The organism is uncultured Chloroflexus sp. (genome assembly GCF_938091255.1).
Taxonomy (GTDB): Bacteria; Chloroflexota; Chloroflexia; order Chloroflexales; family Chloroflexaceae; genus Chloroflexus.
In genome coordinates this window covers 71,174-87,952 of the sequence record NZ_CALLJH010000014.1, presented here as the reverse complement: position 1 = coordinate 87,952, position 16,779 = coordinate 71,174, and the positions used below count along the sequence as shown (strand labels likewise).

The window sequence follows — 16,779 nt, the reverse complement described above, 5'->3', positions numbered from 1 at the left end:
TACCGGTGCAGCATTATTGCAGGAGGTTCCGTATGCTCCGCATCGCTGAAGAGGTTGCAACTGCTCTGGAAGAGGCCCACGCCGTCGTCGCCCTTGAAAGCACCCTGATCAGCCATGGATTGCCCTACCCCCATAATCTGGCCGTAGCCGAAGGGCTTGAGGCCGAAGTGCGCGCAGCGGGGGCTGTGCCGGCGACTATCGGCCTGATCGAAGGCGTGCCAGTGATCGGGTTGAACGGCAACGAATTGGAACGGCTAGCCACCGGCGGCGAGCAGGTGCGCAAGCTGAGCCGGCGCGACATCAGCGCCGCGATTGTTGATCGAGTTGATGGCGCCACCACCGTGGCAGCGACAATGGCGCTAGCTGCCGCTGCTGGTATCGAAGTCTTCGCCACCGGTGGGATCGGCGGCGTTCATCGCGGCGCCATCCACAGTTGGGATGTGAGCGCCGATCTGACCGAACTGGGCCGCACGCCGGTGCTGGTGGTCTGCGCTGGCGCCAAGGCGATCCTTGACCTGCCGGCTACCCTCGAATACCTTGAAACGCAAGGCGTACCGGTAGTTGGCTATCAGACCAACGAATTCCCTGCGTTCTATACCCCGCATAGCGGCTTACCGGTCGCCGCCGTTGCGGCTGACGCGCTAGCAGCGGCACGGATGTGGCGCCTGCAACGCCGCTACCGCACCTTTGCCGCGCCGGGAGGTATGCTGCTCTGTGTGCCGCCCCCCGAACGTAGCGCCCTCGAACGCGAAGCGGTCGAAGCTGCCATTGCACGCGCACTGGCGCGCGCTGAAGCGGAAGGGGTGCGCGGGCCAGCGGTCACCCCCTTCCTCTTAGCCGCAATGGCCGAAGAGACCAGCGGCGAAAGTATCGAAACTAACATTGCCTTGCTGCGAAACAATACCCGTGTCGCTGCTGAAGTCGCCGTTCGGATCAGTGAATTAGGATAAACGAGCATGTGAACAAATGGTGTGCAAAGTACTTGACAAATTGCGTTATTACTCGTATACTAACACTCGCTGTTACCAGATAGAGCAGCAAGTGTCGCCATATCCTTGGCGGTTCTATCCTCACACGTTACCCCGTTTTGTTACGTGCTGGGCGCCTCTGATGGCATCTCCGCTTGCGCGGAGATAAATGGTATTTTGTCCTATCATAGCTGCATAGTTCAGGCAGGAGTGCCCGCCAATGCTCAAGCGACGACCATCAAGCTGGGAACACGAAGATGCGCCGCTCTCTACGCACGAGCGCGCTGACCGTTTCGGGCACGAAGAAGATTTGCTCTCACCCGATCTGAGCGAGGTTGAGCGGATCGAGCCATCCCTCGATGCCGTACAGCACTATCTGCAAGAGATCGGTCGTGTCTCATTGCTCACCGCTGCCGAAGAGATCGAATTGGCCGAGCGGATCGAGCGCGGGAATGAAGCGGAAGCGCGTCTCGCTTCCGCAACCGATCTCACACCACGTGAGCGGTGTGAACTACTCAAAGCCGTGCAACAAGGCGAAGATGCGCGCCGCCACCTGATTCAGGCCAACCTGCGGCTCGTGGTCAGTATCGCTAAGAAGTATGTTGGCCGCGGCCTCTCGCTGCTCGACCTGATCCAAGAGGGTAATATCGGCTTGATGCGGGCCGTTGAGAAATTCGATCACCATAAAGGCAATCGCTTCAGCACCTACGCCACATGGTGGATCCGGCAGGCCGTCACGCGCGCTATCGCCGAGCAAGGCCGCACCATCCGACTGCCCGTGCATATGAGTGAGTCGGTTGGGCAAGTTAAGCGTATTGCTGACCGCTTGGCCCAATCGCTCGAGCGCCAGCCGACCGCCGAAGAGATTGCTATGGCCCTCGGCCAGCCGGTCGAGCGCATTCAGCGCGTGCTTGAAGCATCACGCCGGCCCGTCTCGCTCGAAACGCCGGTTGGCGATGAGGGTGAGCATACGCTTGGCGATTTCATCACCGACGAGGAGCTGCCAACTCCCGGTGAAGTGGCCGCGCAGAAGTTGTTGCGCCGCGATCTGTGCGCTGCGCTCGACCAGCTCAATGAACGCGAGCGCCGGATCATCGATCTGCGCTACGGCCTTATTGATGGTCGCCGCCGCACGCTCGAAGAGGTCGGGCGCGTGCTCGGCATGACCCGCGAGCGCGCGCGCCAAATCGAGGCTGAAGCTCTCCGTCGCCTACGCAGCCCCGAAGTCGGTCAGCATCTGCGGGATTATCTTGAATAAGGTTGTGACCGGCGGGGGATAGGTTGCCAACCTATCCCTCGCCGCTGTCCCTCACCGCATCCACTCGAGCGCCAGTCCAACCCATGGATCAGCCTCTAACCGGAAGCGTGTCCAGTCACTGGTTGGCTGCACGTCAGGCTGCACCCCGTGCCCTTCTAAATCAGAACCGTCATTGAGCCGGAAACCTTCCTGCGCTACCCACAACCGCGCCCCGCCAGTAATTTCGTAGGCGTAGATCGTCTCGGTGTTGCCGGCTGATGGCATTCCAATGACAATCGCGCCCGCTTCGCGCTGCAAGATTGCTGCCAGTAGCTCGGCATACGATGCTGTGCCGCGATCGATCAAGACGGCAACTGGCAGGCCGCGCAGATCGGGATCACGCGCTGCCACCACCAACGGGATTTCCCCTTTCCGGCTGATAAATGCGCCTACCTCGCCGGTGACAAAATGGCCGAGCAACCCGCTCAAGACATCGCGCCAGCCCCCCGGATTGCTGCGCAGATCAAGGATGACGCCGCGCAACGGGCGTTCAGCACCGAGTTGTTGCAACGCTGCTGCCACCTGATCATGCATGTCGCGCACCCACAACGTGCTAACGGCTACATAAGCGATATCATTGCTCAACCGCAACACCAACGGCTCGATCCGGCCTTCGACCCGTTCGCGCACTAACTCCAACTCGCGCGAACCACCCTCTGGTTGGGCGACAAGCAGGCGAACACGACTCCCCAATGGCCCTTCAATCGAACCGAGCGTGAAGGTCTGCCCATCAATCGCTACGATCCGGTCACGCGGGCGCAAACCGGCCTGCGCCGCCGGACTCGCTGGAAAGACATGTTGGATCAGCAAGCCATCACTGAGCCGCAGCGTCGTGACCCCAATCCCAACCTGCTCTTCCCTCCCACTCGTCAGCCGATCTTCGGCCACCACCGCCTGCGGCGGCACAAAGCGCGAATGATCGTCGCGTAACAGTGCTACCATCGCGCTGATCACGTTGAAGAAGGCAGAGTCATCTTCGGCTGCCAACGCTCGCGGGCTATATTCAGCTCGCACTGCGGCCCAATCAACCCCGTTAAAGGTAGGGTCGAGGTAGTGCTCATTAATTGTCGTCCAAACCTCGGTAAAAATCTGTTGGCGAAGGGTGGCATCAAGCGGCGGGAGTGGTGTTGGTGTGGCAACGCTGGCCGCCGTAACAGCTGGCGCCAGCAGTGCGGTCGCTGTTGGTTCTGGTTGAACCGTGGTTTGCCGCCCACAGGCGATCAGGCCTCCAGCCACCACCCAGAGGATTGCCCAACGGAGAACTGTGACGACGACGGTTCGTATGCAGCGCATACAATCTGAAGCCTCCCCCCTGCGGGGAGAGGCACGGGGTGAGGTATGCCAACGGTGAGTGATGCTACGAACTCGGTCTCGCACCCTACGAACCTTGCCAGTCTGTACCATGCCCATCACCGGCGCGCCATCATTCCACTGCAAAGGCCGCCGCCAACACCTCGCCAGCCAAGCGGGCAGCTGCGCCGCTCCCCTCGCCACCCTGCTCAATGATCACTGCCACCGCGTAACGCGGGGCATCGATCGGACCGATCGCGATAAACCAAGCATGCGGCGGCGCGCCGGGGACATGCTCGGCAGTCCCCGACTTGCCACCCACTGGTTGCGGCACAAACTGCGAAATAACGCTGCCAAAACCGTACTGGGCAACCGCCGCCATATAGTCGCGCATCCGGCGGGCATTCCCGCTCGACATCACCCGGCGGATCCCATTCGGCGACGCTCGCCAGATTTCACTGCCATCAGGGCGGGTGATCCGCTGCACCAAATACGGTTGCATCATCACGCCATCGTTAGCGATCGCTGCCGCCACCAACGCCATCTGCAACGGTGTCACTAATAACTGCCCTTGCCCGTAGCCGGTATCGGCTAATGCCCGCGGCTGATCGAGAAAGTCAGGCCGCACCGCCAGCAGACTCGGCTCAGACGGCACATCACGCAACGGGCGAAATCCTGTGGGCACCCGGTCGGGTGTGAAGATATTAAAGCGTTGCGCGACTTCAGCCAAACGCTCGGCACCAAGCCGCACGGCGTATTGGGCAAAGGCGGTATTGCACGAGAACGCGTATACCCGCTCTAAGGTGGCCGGTTCGCCAATCCGCGCGCCGAGGTTGTCAACCGCATTAACGATAGGCGGTGCGTCAGGTTGCGGGAAATATTCATTCGGACAGGTAATCTGGTTTGGTTGCCCTTGCAGCGGGTGTTCCAACACCGCCACTGCTGTCACCGTCTTGAAGGTCGAACCCGGTGGATAACGACCCTGCGTGGCCCGGTTGAGCAATGGCTGCCCAGAGTCATCACGGTTCAACTGAGACCAATAGTCGCTCACCCGGCGCCGCTCGGCGGCTAGATCGGGCGCTGCCGGATCAACCACAAGCTGGCTCGGATCGAAGCCGGGCCGGCTAACGAGGGCCAAGATTGCACCACTACGCGGATCGAGCACTACGACTGCGCCGCGTCGATCGCCAAGCAACGCTGCAACCCGTGCCTGCAATTCAGCATCGAGCGTTAGGGTCAACGAGTTACCCCGTTGCCCTTCCCCTGTCCATTCACTAAGTAGCATCTGCCATTCGTTACCGCGCTCACCTGACAGATAGGCATTGTACGTGGCTTCAAGACCGCTTTGCCCGTAGCGAGGGCTAAAAAACCCCAACACCTGCCCAAAGGCGGTCATGTCATATTGAGCAGCGAGCGGATAGGTACGGCGGGCAATGCCGTTGACCGAGACACTCTCGGCGAGCGTGCGTCCTCGCCGGTCGAGAATCGCGCCCCGCACCACGCGCTGCGTCGCTAAGACTGGGCGAACATTGCTGGTGGTGCTACCATCGGCACTCGTGACGATATAGTTGCTGATCACACCCGCCTGAACAAACTGTTGGCGGAGCAGTTGCAGGCTCAGCATTAGAAAACCAATCATAACTACTGCCCCCAACCGAGCAACCGTGCGCGCAAGATCACTGCCCGGCGGGGTGTCGCTGAACCGGCTGATCAACACTAACCCGGCCAATGGCCCGCCAATCCAGAGGAAGAGCAACCAACGGGATTCTTGCTCAACCGGTAGTGAGATGCCGTACCCTAATAACGCCAGCGCCAAGACGAGCGCCGGCGCATGCCAAAAACGGCGCGGTCTCATGCGTTTAGAACTCCTCGCCAATTCCTCCACTGCTAGCGCAGCGAGTGCCTATCGGCATGATACCGCAACTTCATGGTTCGAGGGGAAGCGTTACCCGCACGGTCAGGCCACCCTGTTCGCCTTCAAAGACGGCGAGCTGGCCGTCGAATTCCGCGACTCGGTAGCGCAGTGCACGCAGAGCATGTAAATGCGGACGCTCGTAGGTACCATCGAGCAAACCGACACCATCATCTTCGACTTGCAACGTCGCCGCCTGATCGTCAATATGGAGCCAGACCTTACATGACGAGGCGTGGGCATGGCGGCGCACATTCGCCAGCGCTTCTTGAGCGGCGCGCAACAGCACCCCTTGTTGGGCCGCCGTCAACTTCTGCACCGCACCATCAATCTGGCACGCCACTTGTAAGCCGCCGCGCTGCCGTTCACCATCAACTAACTGGGTGATGGCAAGGCGCAGGTCTGGCCGTAACGAGACCGCAGGCGCCAATTCGGCCCCGCGCCGGCTGCCAGATCCGGAAATGGATGGCGGATACCATTCCGGCGCTGTCCCGATGTGCTCGCTACCCGGTAACGTTGGACGGCGCAACGCTGCTGGCGGCGCTGAAGCATCGCGGTGTAACAGCGTCCGCCCTCGCGCACGATCCGGCGGCATGCGCCGCCACGCCGCGAACGCCGCCCAACCCAGCGCGAAGAGCAGCGGCACACCCGCCCGCATCCCAGCCAGATCGGTAATGCCGAGGATTGAGCCGCCGATCAAATGCAACAGCCCAGCTCCGATCCCGCTGATCAGCGCGCCTTGCCAACTAAACAGTAACGCTGGCGCAATCAGGCTGCTCAAGGCATACGGCCCAAACGGCAGCAAGCCACCGCCACTCAAGATGACCACCAGCCAGCCTAACAACACATCAAGGATGAGTAACACTGGCCGGCGTTGCATCAGGCGCAGATAGCCCTCTGCTTGGCGAGTAATCACGAGCGTGACTAGCAATACCACTAGCAAGAGACCAGCGTGTTGGGGAAGACTCGCAACTGCGTAGCCGGGTAAGGTCAACGCAAGCCCGGCAATGAGCCATGCCAGCCAGCGATAACCGGCGAAGAGAAAGACGGGGTTGAGGCGCTGTCGCCACTCATCAATCATGTGTCGCACGCGCTTTCTCCCGGCGGCGGCCGGAAGGATGAGGTCGCCGCGATGAATCTGGGGTACGATCAATAAAGCATGAGTAAGTGTAGCAGAAAGCCTGCAACGCGGCAAGACCGATCTTCACGACACTTGTTTGGAAGATTGATGATGCCTAGAGCTAGCCCAAACAGACGGCGCTTCAGTGATCACAACCAAGCGACAAGCATCGCGTTAAGAGTCTTTATTGCAATCACTACCAATCTCAGCTATGGCCCGGCGCAGTCGCCACCACCTTAGCGCAATGACATATATGCCACACCGCCTACCAATGCTATCCCCACAAGGCTGTATTCAAGCAGAAGCCGACGATTCAATTGACCGATACAGGCATAGCCCAACAATCCGACGACAACATACAATACCGTCACCAACACCACTCCCGCCAACAGAAAGGTGGTCTGCCAATAGTTGAGAGCCCACATCAGCTCGGCGATCCCGATGCCGGCAACCAGCGCCACCCCAAACGAAACCGGCCGGCGCTGGATGTTGAGCAGCGCATAGATGAGGAACGCAGATACCAACGCCACCATTGTCGCCGAATAGAGCGTGCGATAGCGCGTATAGTAAATCGCGCTAAAGCTGCCAAACGCGATGAGATAGCCGATGATATGCAACACGATCTGCGCCGGCGTATGGATCTCGGCCCGCCGGTCGAGACTAAAATATTGCGCCGCGAGTGTCACGATTAACATCCCGGCAGTGACTATCAACGCTAGCAAGAAGGCCGTCCCGCCCAACACTGAATTGAAGAGTTGCCAGAAGGCGTAGGCTGCTACCACACTCAGCCCCGGCAGGAACCAGAATGCTGGAGTTACACTGCGTAATGGCCCGAACGAACGGACAATCCAGTTCATCGGGTGCGGATGCGAGCGCGCAACCCAATCGGCGCCCATTGCCGCTAACAATGCTAGTGAGCCGATTAACAACCATGATAGGCTGATTTCAGGTAGATCGCCGCCAAACGCAAAGCGTGGATTGACCGTACTGGTGTCGATGAGAAACACGATTACCAGCCCGATTGTGACGATAAACGCAATCGTAACAATCTGCTCATAACGCGGTTGTGGTGATTGCACGCCCCGTTCTCCTTAAATGAGTAGAAACTGTTTCATTTGAAACAATATTGACACGCCAGTCATAGTCATGTTATAGTTGCATGTAGCAGGAATTATACGGTAGACAACTATTACTCCTGTTTGCCTAGTGACACTATTTTATTTGACTCCTACCCCTGCGCCTCCAGCGCACTAGTGAGGAGACAGCGATGAGCCTCTCCACCGAGCCTACCGGACGGCAGCAGAGTAGTGAGACGACGCCTGAGCTTGAGGCATATACCTTGCTGCGTCAGGTTCACTCGATGCTCGAGACGTACAATCGCTACGATCTGCGCGGTGAGGATTTGACGGTTCCGCAATTTATGATCCTGAATTATGCGTCGCGTAGCGGTGTGCCGCTCAGCGAGATCAGCGCACGCATGATGTGCGACAACTCCAATTTGACCGGTATTGTCGATCGTCTGATCGCCAAAGGGTATGTCGAGCGCCGTCCCGATCCGAACGATCGCCGGGTGAGCCTCATTTGCCTCACCGAAGCCGGCGCTGAGAAATTGCGTAATTTGCGCCCGCGCCATCACGAACGCTTGCGTAGGCGGATGCGTTCGCTCTCTGAGCACGAGGTGCATCAATTGCGCGAATTGCTGCGCTCATTGTACAGCGGGTTGCTTGCGCCAGTTGAGGATGACCGCAATGGGCAAGAGGCGAACGACTAAGCCCTGCCATTTATCCCACGCTGAGATAATCCCGGCCCGGTTGATAGCCCATCTCCGCTAACCAGCCATCGATCAAGTCGCGCGCGCCATGGTTGGTGACGTACACCAGCACGAATGGCCGTGGCTGGCGGTCGAGCCATTTCGGTGCATGCACCGGCGCGCCCCAAATGGTTTGGCCGATTTTGGCTGGATCAATATCGATCCATGCCGCTGGCGGAAAGCCGCGTTCGATCAGCCGGCGCGCCCGTCGGCGCGTAACTCGGCCTGCCCCCCAATAAACCAGCGCCCGCCCGCTGTGTAGCCGTGGATCATTGGCTAAGAAACAAGCCCGTAATTCGTCAAAAGCGGCGCGGGCATAGCGCGGATCGGTGCGCGTCGCGCGATCGGGTCGCTCGCGCCAAGCCAGCAGATTGCGCGGTAGTTTGGCCATCTGCAACCCCGCTGCATGCATCCGTAGCCACAATTCGTAGTCTTCGGGCCACGGTTCATTGGTGTAACCGCCCAATCTCTGCACTGCCTCGCACCGGAACATCACCGAGGGGTGAGCAAAGGGCGACTCAACGTAGATCTCAGCCGCCACCTGTTCCGGTGTAAGCACCCGATTCTGCCAACGCAGGTATTCGCGTAAACCGGCTCGCACTTCCCGCGCCGGAAAAGCCACCACCCGGCTAGCAATCAGAGCGAGCTGAGGCTGCGCCATTAAGGCCTGATATTGCAGCGCCAGCCGATCTGGGTGCATCACGTCATCAGCATCCATCCGGGCAATGATCGGCGCGCGTGCTAACGCAAGACCGAGATTGAGCGCCGCCGTCAATCCGATCCGTCCGGCCTTGATCGGCACGATCCGCGCGTCACCCGCCGCCGCTGCGGCGACAATGGCCGGCGATTCGTCGTCAGAACCATCGTCAATCGCCAGCACTTCGTAGTCTGTGAAACGCTGCCGCGCCAGCGAACGCAAACAGGCCGGCAAGGTCGTTGCCGCATTGCGGATGGGCAAGATGATTGAGATACGTGGTACAGTCATGAATATGTAACGCAAAGGCGCAACGAGCGCCAAGGACATTGAGGATGGTGACTAACGAGTGGAAAAACCACCCCAATTCCAACGCTTTGCGCCCTTGGCGTCCTCTGCGCCTTCGCGTTTCACCCTCTACGGCGTAGGGAGACGGACGAACGTCCGTCTCTACATACCACGCTCATCGCCGGACGCCGTGCCGCTAACGCTCTCTAACAACATTTCGGCCACATCGCGCCGCTGCAACGTCTCGGCGCGACCGGTGTTCTTGGCCGCATCTTCAAACATCACCATGCAGAATGGGCAGGCAACCGCCAGCGTCTGCGGTTGCGGCGCAACGAGCTGTTCCAGCCGGATCACATTCACATTGCGCTCACCCCAGCGTTCTAGCCAGACGTTGCCGCCGCCGCCGCCGCAACACATTGCCCGCTCGCGGTTGCGCTCCGGCGCTTCGACCAGCTCAAGGCCGGGGATGCTATTCAGCAAGCTGCGCGGATCATCGTAGATGTCGTTGTAGCGCCCGATATAGCAAGGATCGTGGTAGACTACGCGCTCTCTCACCGCTTTGGCCGGCTTGAGTTTGCCCTCGCGCACCAAGCGGGCCAAAAACTCGGTGTGATGGACGACCTCGTAATCAATGCCGGCCCGCCCGCCGAACTGCGGGTACTCGTTCTTGATACTGTTGAAGCAGTGGGCGCAGGTGGTGACGACCGTGCGGAACTTGTATTGGTGCATAGTCTCGATCGCCTGTTGGGCTTGGGCTTGAAAGAGCATCTCTTCGCCCATGCGACGGGCCGGGTCGCCAGTGCAGCACTCCTCTTCGCCGAGGATGGCGAAATCAACCCCAGCTTGTTGCAGCAGTTGCACCATGGCCCGCGCCACTTTGCGCGATCGTTCGTCATAGCTCGGCGCACAACCAACCCAATAGAGCACCTCGACCTGCTCTTTCTCGGCTAGCACTGGCACATCTAGCCCTTCCGTCCACGCGCTACGCTCGCGGGCCGGCAGCCGCCATGGGTTGCTCTGCCGCTCGATCCCTTCTAGCACCCGCTTAACGCCTTGCGGTACCTCGCTCGCGATCATCGTCAAGTGGCGACGCATGTCAACGATGTCATCAACGTGCTCGATCATCGCCGGGCATTCATGCACGCAAGCATTGCAGGTGGTACAAGCCCACAGCTCCTCAGGTTCGATCAACGTGCCAATCAATGGCATCGTCTCGGCAGTCACGCCGTTACCATTCAATTCGGCCAGCTTACGCACCGTGCCATCTTTGAAATGGATAGGATCGCCGCGCTGCAAGTCGGCTAGCTTGGTGATGATGTACTTCGGCGAGAGCAACGCACCGCTGGCATGAGCCGGGCAGACACTCTGGCAGCGACCGCAACGCATACAGGCATCAAGATCCATCCGCCGCTTCCACGTCAGATCGGCCAGCGTCGTCACACCTAGACGCGGCTCGTCTTTCTCGATCTCAGCCTCAAGGTTGGGGATCGGATCGAGCGCGCCTTTTGGTTGCAAGTCGCGGAAGAGTGTATTCAGCGGCGTGTAGATAATATGGCGGAACTTGCTGAACGGCAGCGAGGCCATGAATAGGCCGGTCGCGGCAGCGTGGGTATACCAAAGCACCGGATGGATGGCGAGCGCCACCGGACTACCGTCACCGAGGCCGATTGCGCGGAAGATGGTGGCTAGCGCAAAGCCAACATACGCCAGCTTGGCCCACTCTTGCTCGTAAACCGGCACACCGCCGATAGTCTGGTTCGCGATCCGCAACCCCTCGATGAGAAAGCCGCCAATCCCCAAAAACAACAGCACCCCCAACACCCAACTATCGGTGCGCCGGTTATCGAGCCGGTCAGGCTTGGTGCGGTAGCGCCGCCACGTTGCCCACAGCAAACCGGCGACGAAGGCTAAACCGAGCGTATCGAGGATGAACTCATACGCCTTGTAGAAATCGCCGACCAAAATCTTGCCGGCCTGCTCACCCATCAGCGGAATGGTAAAATCTTCTTCGACCGCAATAATATCGGTGCCGATGAACAGAGTGAGAAAGCCAAAGAAGATCAAAGCGTGCATCACGCCGGCCCGGCGGTCGCGCAGCACCTTCTTTTGACCAAGACTCTGGCGGGTAAACTCAAGCAAGCGGGTGATCGGATTGCCGATCCGGTTGGCGGGCCGTCCGCGTCGCCAACGGGCGATATCGCGCAGGATGCCCCATGCCATCACCGCAGTGGTAATCAGAACCGTCAAGTAGAGGAACGTTGCGCCAATCGTATGGTCAATGTTCCAATAGATCTCGCGGATCGCGATAATCTGCTCTTGCTCCATTGCCTTTCTCCGCACAAATGCCGGCGCCCGGAACTGGGCCGATCATAGCATTCGTGCTGCAAAGCGTCAATGCGACAAGGATGGCATACGACATCACGCTCGAAACGCCGCCAGTACCGGCACCCTTCTGCATCACTCGGCAAAGGCCACCAACGCCCCCCGCACCACGACATTGACCCGTGTGCCCACTGGCACATCGTGCCACGGGGCCAGACGCGCTGTGATCATAGCACCGTCGCTCAGGCGCACCTCGTATCGCACATCGGCACCGAAATAGTTACGCTCGACGATCTGGTGCGGCGATTCGTCATCGACCTCTAATTCGATCGCTTCGGGCCGGATCATTACGCTGACCAAGCCATGGTGCGGGGTCAGCAACGGCAGGCGCCCGATCACGCTCTGCGCAACCAGACCGTGCGCTTCCGCTGGAATAAAATTAGCAGCACCGACAAACGAAGCGACGGCGCGATTGGTCGGACGCTCATACAGGTCACGCGGCGGTGCAACCTGCACAATCCTCCCGTTGATCATGACCCCGACCAGATCGGCAATGCTGAGTGCCTCTTCCTGATCGTGAGTGACGAAGAGAGCCGTCGCGCCTTCGCGGCGCAGAATCTGGCGTACTTCATTGCGCACCGCCATACGCAATCCGGCGTCAAGGTTCGAGAAGGGTTCATCGAGCAAGATCAAGGTCGGACGGGGAGCCAAGGCGCGTGCCAGTGCCACTCGTTGCTGCTGCCCGCCCGACAATTCGTGCGGCATGCGCCGGCCAGCATCAGCCAACCCCACCAACGTCAGCAACTCATGCACCCGCGTCTCGCGTTCAGGACTACGCGGCAAGCCGTAGGCCACGTTTTGCGCCACGCTGAGATGGGGAAAGAGGGCGTAATCTTGAAACACCATCCCCACTCGACGCTGTTCGGGAGGGATGCCAGCCCCGCATGGCCCCACCACCGTGCGCCCGCCGATCATAATGACACCGCTATCGGGCTGCTCGAAACCGGCAATCAGGCGCAGCAACGTGGTCTTGCCGCAGCCCGATGGGCCGAGCAGGGCCATAAACTTGCCGGCAGCCAGCTCGAGACTGACTTCATTGACCGCCGTGAGCGATCCGTAATGGCGGCTCAGGCGTTGAATGGAGAGCGCGGTTGTTTCGATTGAGATCATGGTTTACGGATGGCGTAGAGGGCAGAGCGGCGCTCGGCCCGCACAATACGGATAGCGTAGAAGGCAGAGCGGCGCGCTGCCTGTACCGGTCTTTCGATTCGGATTGTAACATACCCGTGAAAGTTGTTACCCATTTACTTCGCACAATACAGGCGCATGGTATAGTTGAAGATAGAGAGCAGCGAAGGCGCTGCTCGTGACGAGGCGTCAGGGAGGTAGCGTTATGTTTGTTGGCGAGCGGATGTCGCATCCCCCGATTACGGTAACTCCAGAAACGTCGATCCACGATGCAATGCACTTGATGCGTACCGAACATATCCGGCGCGCGCCGGTGGTTTCCCACGGTCGTCTGGTCGGTATTGTCTCGCTGAAAGACCTGATCAACGCCTCGCCTTCGCCAGCAACGACGCTGAGCGTGTGGGAATTGAACTACTTGCTAAGCAAGCTGACGGTTGACCGCGTGATGACCCGCGATGTCTATACGGTTTCGGTTGACACGCCGATCGAGGAAGCGGCGCGAATTATGGCCGACCGACGGGTAGGCGGGTTGCCGGTCATGCGCGGGAATGAGCTGGTCGGTATTATTACCGAGACCGATCTATTTAAGATCTTTCTTGAGCTCATGGGCGCACGCAGCCCCGGCATCCGGGTGACGGTGAGCATGGCCGATGAACCGGGATCGCTCGCCAAACTCACGGCAGCGATTGCCAATAGCGGCGGGAATATCATTGCGCTTGGCACCTTCGCCGGCGAGACGGCGGCTATGTCGGAAGTGACCTTTAAGGTCAGCGGAATGGCGATCGATCAGGTGCGCGAGGTGATTACGCCAGTGGTGGCGAAAGTGATAGATGTGCGCGAGACGCATCCATAATAGCAGCGCGGTAGGCACAACGTCTGCGTTGCCCCTACCGCGTGACCCACGGCAACATTGCACGGTAAATCGTCATCGCGCTATCGACCCGCAATGGCAACGAGAGGATTTCGCTCTCGTTGCCGTTGGTATCAATGGCCTGATAGCGCAAGCGGTATTCGCCATCGGCCAGCGCCTCGATCTCGATCACGTTATCAGTCGTGGTAATCCACGTTTCGCCATCCCACGAGTAGCGTAGCCGCGCGCTGCCGCCGCCTAAATCAGATGCACTTAGCCGTAGACCGGTGAGTGTGCGGAAATGTGATCCAACCCCCTCACCTTGGGCCAACCCATCACGCACAAGCTCAAAATCGTCAGCCCCCGGCGCTTTGACCCGGTAGCCAACCGCTGCTCCGCCCTCCAACTCAAAATATTTGATCGCAAGCGTATGCAACCCGGCAGTGAGCGAGATAGTGCCGGTCACCGTCGTAAAGGGATGAATACCAGCATTTGCGACAACCAGTTGCTCGTTGACCCACAGCCATGCCCCGTCGTCGCTGCTCAGCTCGAAGGTATATTCACCGCTCACCGGCGCGACAAAGGTGCGAGTCTGTTCGATCAGAAAGTGGTTGCTCAGGCCGGGCAACGGCCCGCCGCCACCCCAATCGCGCAACTCGCCATACCAGACGAAACTGCCGAGCAGTGCGCCACGCCGGATGCTGAGCGGGTTTTGCGTGCGGGCAAGCAGCCGTTCCGGGGTGTTGGCCAATTCGTACACCATCGCCAGCGGTTGCAAACTCTCATTATAGCGGGCCGGCTGCGGCGGCTGCCGTTCCGGCGTGATCGTAATCTGCTGCTCAGCTTGTGCCGTGGTCACGTAGGCCACATACTCTTGGATCGCGCCAGCCCGCAGCGTCACCGTCCCCGGAGCCCGGAACCGCACATAGCCGACAATGGTCTGGGTTTGGCCGGGGTCAAGCCGCCCGCTGATCCCCCATCGCCACGGGTAGCCACCGGTTGCGCCGGCGCAGCTTACCTCGCGATCTACCGGCCCCAACATCACCCGGAAGGACCCAGCTTCTTTGGGAAAGGTTGGGTAACTCTGATTAGGCGCGCCAAGGAAGCATTCGCCTTCATCGTAGACGTACCCTTCGCGCTCGAACGTGCCGGCGCTGAGATCAAACACACTTCCCCCCAGTGGATCTTGGCCATAGATCGGTGCTGCGCCGGCATTGCGCACGGTAAAGCGCACCGGCAATACCTCGCCAGCGGCAATGGTTGTGGCGCCATACTCCACCGCTACTAGTTCAAGGCGCTGGTTAGCGGTATCAATCGGCTGCCATTGCATGGCATCAAACAGCACGGCCCGCCGGTCGCTTAACGGTTCGCCAGTCAGATCCGAAAGAGATATGCTCGCAGTGCTGCCGGCAAAGTTATACACCCCGAGCTCGACCCAACCTTGCTGAGTCGCTTGGTCAACCACCCGTTCGACCACCCCGTTGGCAGTCGTGATCCGGTAGCGCGCTTGCCGGCTGGGATTGAGATTGGCGCAATTGGCCGGAATATGCACCAGTACCCGATAGACGCCGGAGGCCGGCAGATTGGGTCGCCACGTTGCCCAGTTGGCACTTGCGGATGGTTGATTGGTGGCGTAGGTATAGAGCGCGCTGCCGCCATAGCCGCAGGCGCTCTGATACCACGTAGCGTTGCTGCGCGTAAAGCCGCTCTCGTGTTCTTCGATCACTAGATCGCCGTTGTCGGGCTGGCTTTCGCCGGCAAGCCGGGCCTGCACCCGCTGGCGAACCAGCGGCAACAGGTTAAACAACCGGTCGCCGGGGCAGGTAGTGTAGCCGTTAGGGGTAACCTGCCGGTGGCCGCTGATATGGTCAATCACGGCGCCGGGATTGAAGGGAGCACAGTAGCGCGAGATCGAGCAGCCGTAGTAGAAGCTGCGCCCCATCGGATCGATCCGCTTTTGATCTGCTTTCCACGCCAGTAGCGCCACGAGCGAGTCAATCGCAGCCGCGGTTGGCTCAACCGTGCTATAGTTACCGATCAGCGAGACACCCATTGAACCGTAATTGGCCGTATCGTGAAAGCCAACCACATCATCGCCGCCAGCCCGCCCTTCGTAGATCACGCCATCGGGGTCGATCAGATAGTTATAGCCGATGTCGCCCCAACCACGGGTATACGTATGGAACGACCAGATCGAACGCACCACATCAACCCACGTCTGGCCTTCGGCTAGGGTATTTGAGCCAGCAGTATGGTGAACCACCAAATGGCGCACCGGGTAATAGGCTGGCGGTGCTTGCGGGCTGGTCTGGCCGTGCGGATTGCCCCATGCCGTGCGGCTCACTACCGGCGGGCGCGAGACGGCGGCGACTTCCGCGGATGGCGTTGCCACCGGAACCGCCGGGCCAAACCGGCTATCGACCGTGTTGACCGCAACCGAGCGAAACGCGGCAGGATCATTAGTTTCAACCCGCACCTGATACCAGTTCCGATCTTCACCGGCATAGACAATCTCGCTCCAGTGCAGATCATCGCCATCACCAGCCTGCCAGAGTTCCTCATCCTCGGCCACAATGGCCCAATCACTCCACATCACACCATCGCCGCTCACCCGCACCATCACGACCGGCGCACTAGCCGGATCAGCCGTCCAGTTCAGCAGCAAATGGGTAAACGGGCGCGGCGCGGGAGTCGGCGCAGTTTGATACCCGCTAGCGGTTGCCAACAGAGGCAGAGCGGCTGCCGGTGCGGTCGTCATATCGGTGGCAAAGAGCTGCGTATCGGGCCGGCCATCGGCATTGGCAGCCGGGGCTGCCGGCACCGGCGTTAACGGCAGAAGCAGCGCCCAGAGGAGGCCGATGGAGAGGAGAAGACGAATGCCCGTAATCATCGTACACCTCGGCGAATAGGTTTTCATCTGCCCTCATTCTAACGATAGCTCGTCGTAAAAGCGAGAGGCTGGGGTGACGAATCGATGACAGCCACCCTGTAAGCCATCCGTCATCTGCACCCGATTGCTGATTGGGGAAACTTCTGTTAC

Annotated in this window: 12 protein-coding genes; 4 read left to right on the top strand and 8 right to left on the bottom strand. The window is 59.8% G+C overall.

Going from position 1 to position 16,779, the window contains the following annotated elements; genetic code table 11:
• The first annotated feature begins 32 nt into the window (after positions 1-32).
• Positions 33-950, top strand: coding sequence for a pseudouridine-5'-phosphate glycosidase (locus tag Q1A00_RS06265; RefSeq protein ID WP_298400528.1), 918 nt, complete (start codon positions 33-35; stop codon positions 948-950).
• 238 nt (positions 951-1,188) lie between these two features.
• Positions 1,189-2,226, top strand: coding sequence for a sigma-70 family RNA polymerase sigma factor (locus tag Q1A00_RS06260; RefSeq protein ID WP_298400531.1), 1,038 nt, complete (start codon positions 1,189-1,191; stop codon positions 2,224-2,226).
• Positions 2,227-2,277: 51 nt separating this feature from the next.
• Here the strand turns inward: Q1A00_RS06260 and Q1A00_RS06255 are convergent, their stop codons facing one another.
• The 4 genes from Q1A00_RS06255 to Q1A00_RS06240 form a co-directional block, all read right to left on the bottom strand.
• A complete protein-coding gene (locus tag Q1A00_RS06255) occupies positions 2,278-3,558 on the bottom strand; it encodes a S41 family peptidase (RefSeq protein ID WP_299755771.1) in 1,281 nt (426 codons plus the stop codon).
• Positions 3,559-3,688: 130 nt separating this feature from the next.
• Positions 3,689-5,410, bottom strand: a complete 1,722-nt coding sequence (locus tag Q1A00_RS06250) for a penicillin-binding protein 2 (RefSeq protein WP_298400538.1) — start codon at positions 5,408-5,410, stop codon at positions 3,689-3,691.
• A gap of 70 nt (positions 5,411-5,480) precedes the next feature.
• Positions 5,481-6,548, bottom strand: a complete 1,068-nt coding sequence (locus Q1A00_RS06245; protein ID WP_299755828.1) for an ATP-binding protein — start codon at positions 6,546-6,548, stop codon at positions 5,481-5,483.
• Positions 6,549-6,823: 275 nt separating this feature from the next.
• Complete coding sequence (locus Q1A00_RS06240; RefSeq protein ID WP_298400541.1) at positions 6,824-7,666, bottom strand: hypothetical protein; 843 nt, start codon at positions 7,664-7,666, stop codon at positions 6,824-6,826.
• Positions 7,667-7,854: 188 nt separating this feature from the next.
• Between Q1A00_RS06240 and Q1A00_RS06235 the strand changes: the two genes are divergently transcribed.
• On the top strand, positions 7,855-8,358 hold the full coding sequence (locus Q1A00_RS06235) for a MarR family winged helix-turn-helix transcriptional regulator (RefSeq protein ID WP_298400544.1): 504 nt from the start codon (positions 7,855-7,857) through the stop codon (positions 8,356-8,358).
• 10 nt (positions 8,359-8,368) lie between these two features.
• On the opposite strand, the gene Q1A00_RS06230 is transcribed toward Q1A00_RS06235, so the two are convergent.
• The 3 genes from Q1A00_RS06230 to Q1A00_RS06220 all read right to left on the bottom strand — a co-directional run bounded on the left by Q1A00_RS06230 (position 8,369) and on the right by Q1A00_RS06220 (position 12,871).
• The gene (locus tag Q1A00_RS06230; RefSeq protein ID WP_298400547.1) at positions 8,369-9,382 is read right to left on the bottom strand and encodes a glycosyltransferase family 2 protein; all 1,014 of its coding nucleotides are present in this window, start codon (positions 9,380-9,382) and stop codon (positions 8,369-8,371) included.
• Positions 9,383-9,541: 159 nt separating this feature from the next.
• Positions 9,542-11,704 (bottom strand): heterodisulfide reductase-related iron-sulfur binding cluster, encoded by a 2,163-nt coding sequence (locus Q1A00_RS06225; RefSeq protein ID WP_299755767.1) that lies wholly within the window; start codon positions 11,702-11,704, stop codon positions 9,542-9,544.
• Positions 11,705-11,836: 132 nt separating this feature from the next.
• A complete protein-coding gene (locus tag Q1A00_RS06220) occupies positions 11,837-12,871 on the bottom strand; it encodes an ABC transporter ATP-binding protein (protein ID WP_298400552.1) in 1,035 nt (344 codons plus the stop codon).
• A gap of 223 nt (positions 12,872-13,094) precedes the next feature.
• Here Q1A00_RS06220 and Q1A00_RS06215 point away from each other — a divergent pair, with 223 nt between their 5' ends.
• Positions 13,095-13,742 (top strand): CBS domain-containing protein, encoded by a 648-nt coding sequence (locus Q1A00_RS06215; RefSeq protein ID WP_298400554.1) that lies wholly within the window; start codon positions 13,095-13,097, stop codon positions 13,740-13,742.
• Positions 13,743-13,776: 34 nt separating this feature from the next.
• Here the strand turns inward: Q1A00_RS06215 and Q1A00_RS06210 are convergent, their stop codons facing one another.
• A complete protein-coding gene (locus tag Q1A00_RS06210) occupies positions 13,777-16,656 on the bottom strand; it encodes an N-acetylmuramoyl-L-alanine amidase (protein WP_298482245.1) in 2,880 nt (959 codons plus the stop codon).
• Positions 16,657-16,779: the final 123 nt, after the last annotated feature.

What these genes read in the sequence shown, in the direction of transcription:
- Q1A00_RS06265 (WP_298400528.1), top strand. Translation starts at nt 33, where the DNA reads ATGCTCCGCATCGCTGAAGAGGTTGCAACTGCTCTGGAAGAGGCCCAC.
- Q1A00_RS06260 (WP_298400531.1), top strand. Translation starts at nt 1,189, where the DNA reads ATGCTCAAGCGACGACCATCAAGCTGGGAACACGAAGATGCGCCGCTC.
- Q1A00_RS06255 (WP_299755771.1), bottom strand. Translation starts at nt 3,558, where the DNA reads ATGCGCTGCATACGAACCGTCGTCGTCACAGTTCTCCGTTGGGCAATC.
- Q1A00_RS06250 (WP_298400538.1), bottom strand. Translation starts at nt 5,410, where the DNA reads ATGAGACCGCGCCGTTTTTGGCATGCGCCGGCGCTCGTCTTGGCGCTG.
- Q1A00_RS06245 (WP_299755828.1), bottom strand. Translation starts at nt 6,548, where the DNA reads ATGATTGATGAGTGGCGACAGCGCCTCAACCCCGTCTTTCTCTTCGCC.
- Q1A00_RS06235 (WP_298400544.1), top strand. Translation starts at nt 7,855, where the DNA reads ATGAGCCTCTCCACCGAGCCTACCGGACGGCAGCAGAGTAGTGAGACG.
- Q1A00_RS06230 (WP_298400547.1), bottom strand. Translation starts at nt 9,382, where the DNA reads ATGACTGTACCACGTATCTCAATCATCTTGCCCATCCGCAATGCGGCA.
- Q1A00_RS06225 (WP_299755767.1), bottom strand. Translation starts at nt 11,704, where the DNA reads ATGGAGCAAGAGCAGATTATCGCGATCCGCGAGATCTATTGGAACATT.
- Q1A00_RS06220 (WP_298400552.1), bottom strand. Translation starts at nt 12,871, where the DNA reads ATGATCTCAATCGAAACAACCGCGCTCTCCATTCAACGCCTGAGCCGC.
- Q1A00_RS06215 (WP_298400554.1), top strand. Translation starts at nt 13,095, where the DNA reads ATGTTTGTTGGCGAGCGGATGTCGCATCCCCCGATTACGGTAACTCCA.
- Q1A00_RS06210 (WP_298482245.1), bottom strand. Translation starts at nt 16,656, where the DNA reads ATGAAAACCTATTCGCCGAGGTGTACGATGATTACGGGCATTCGTCTT.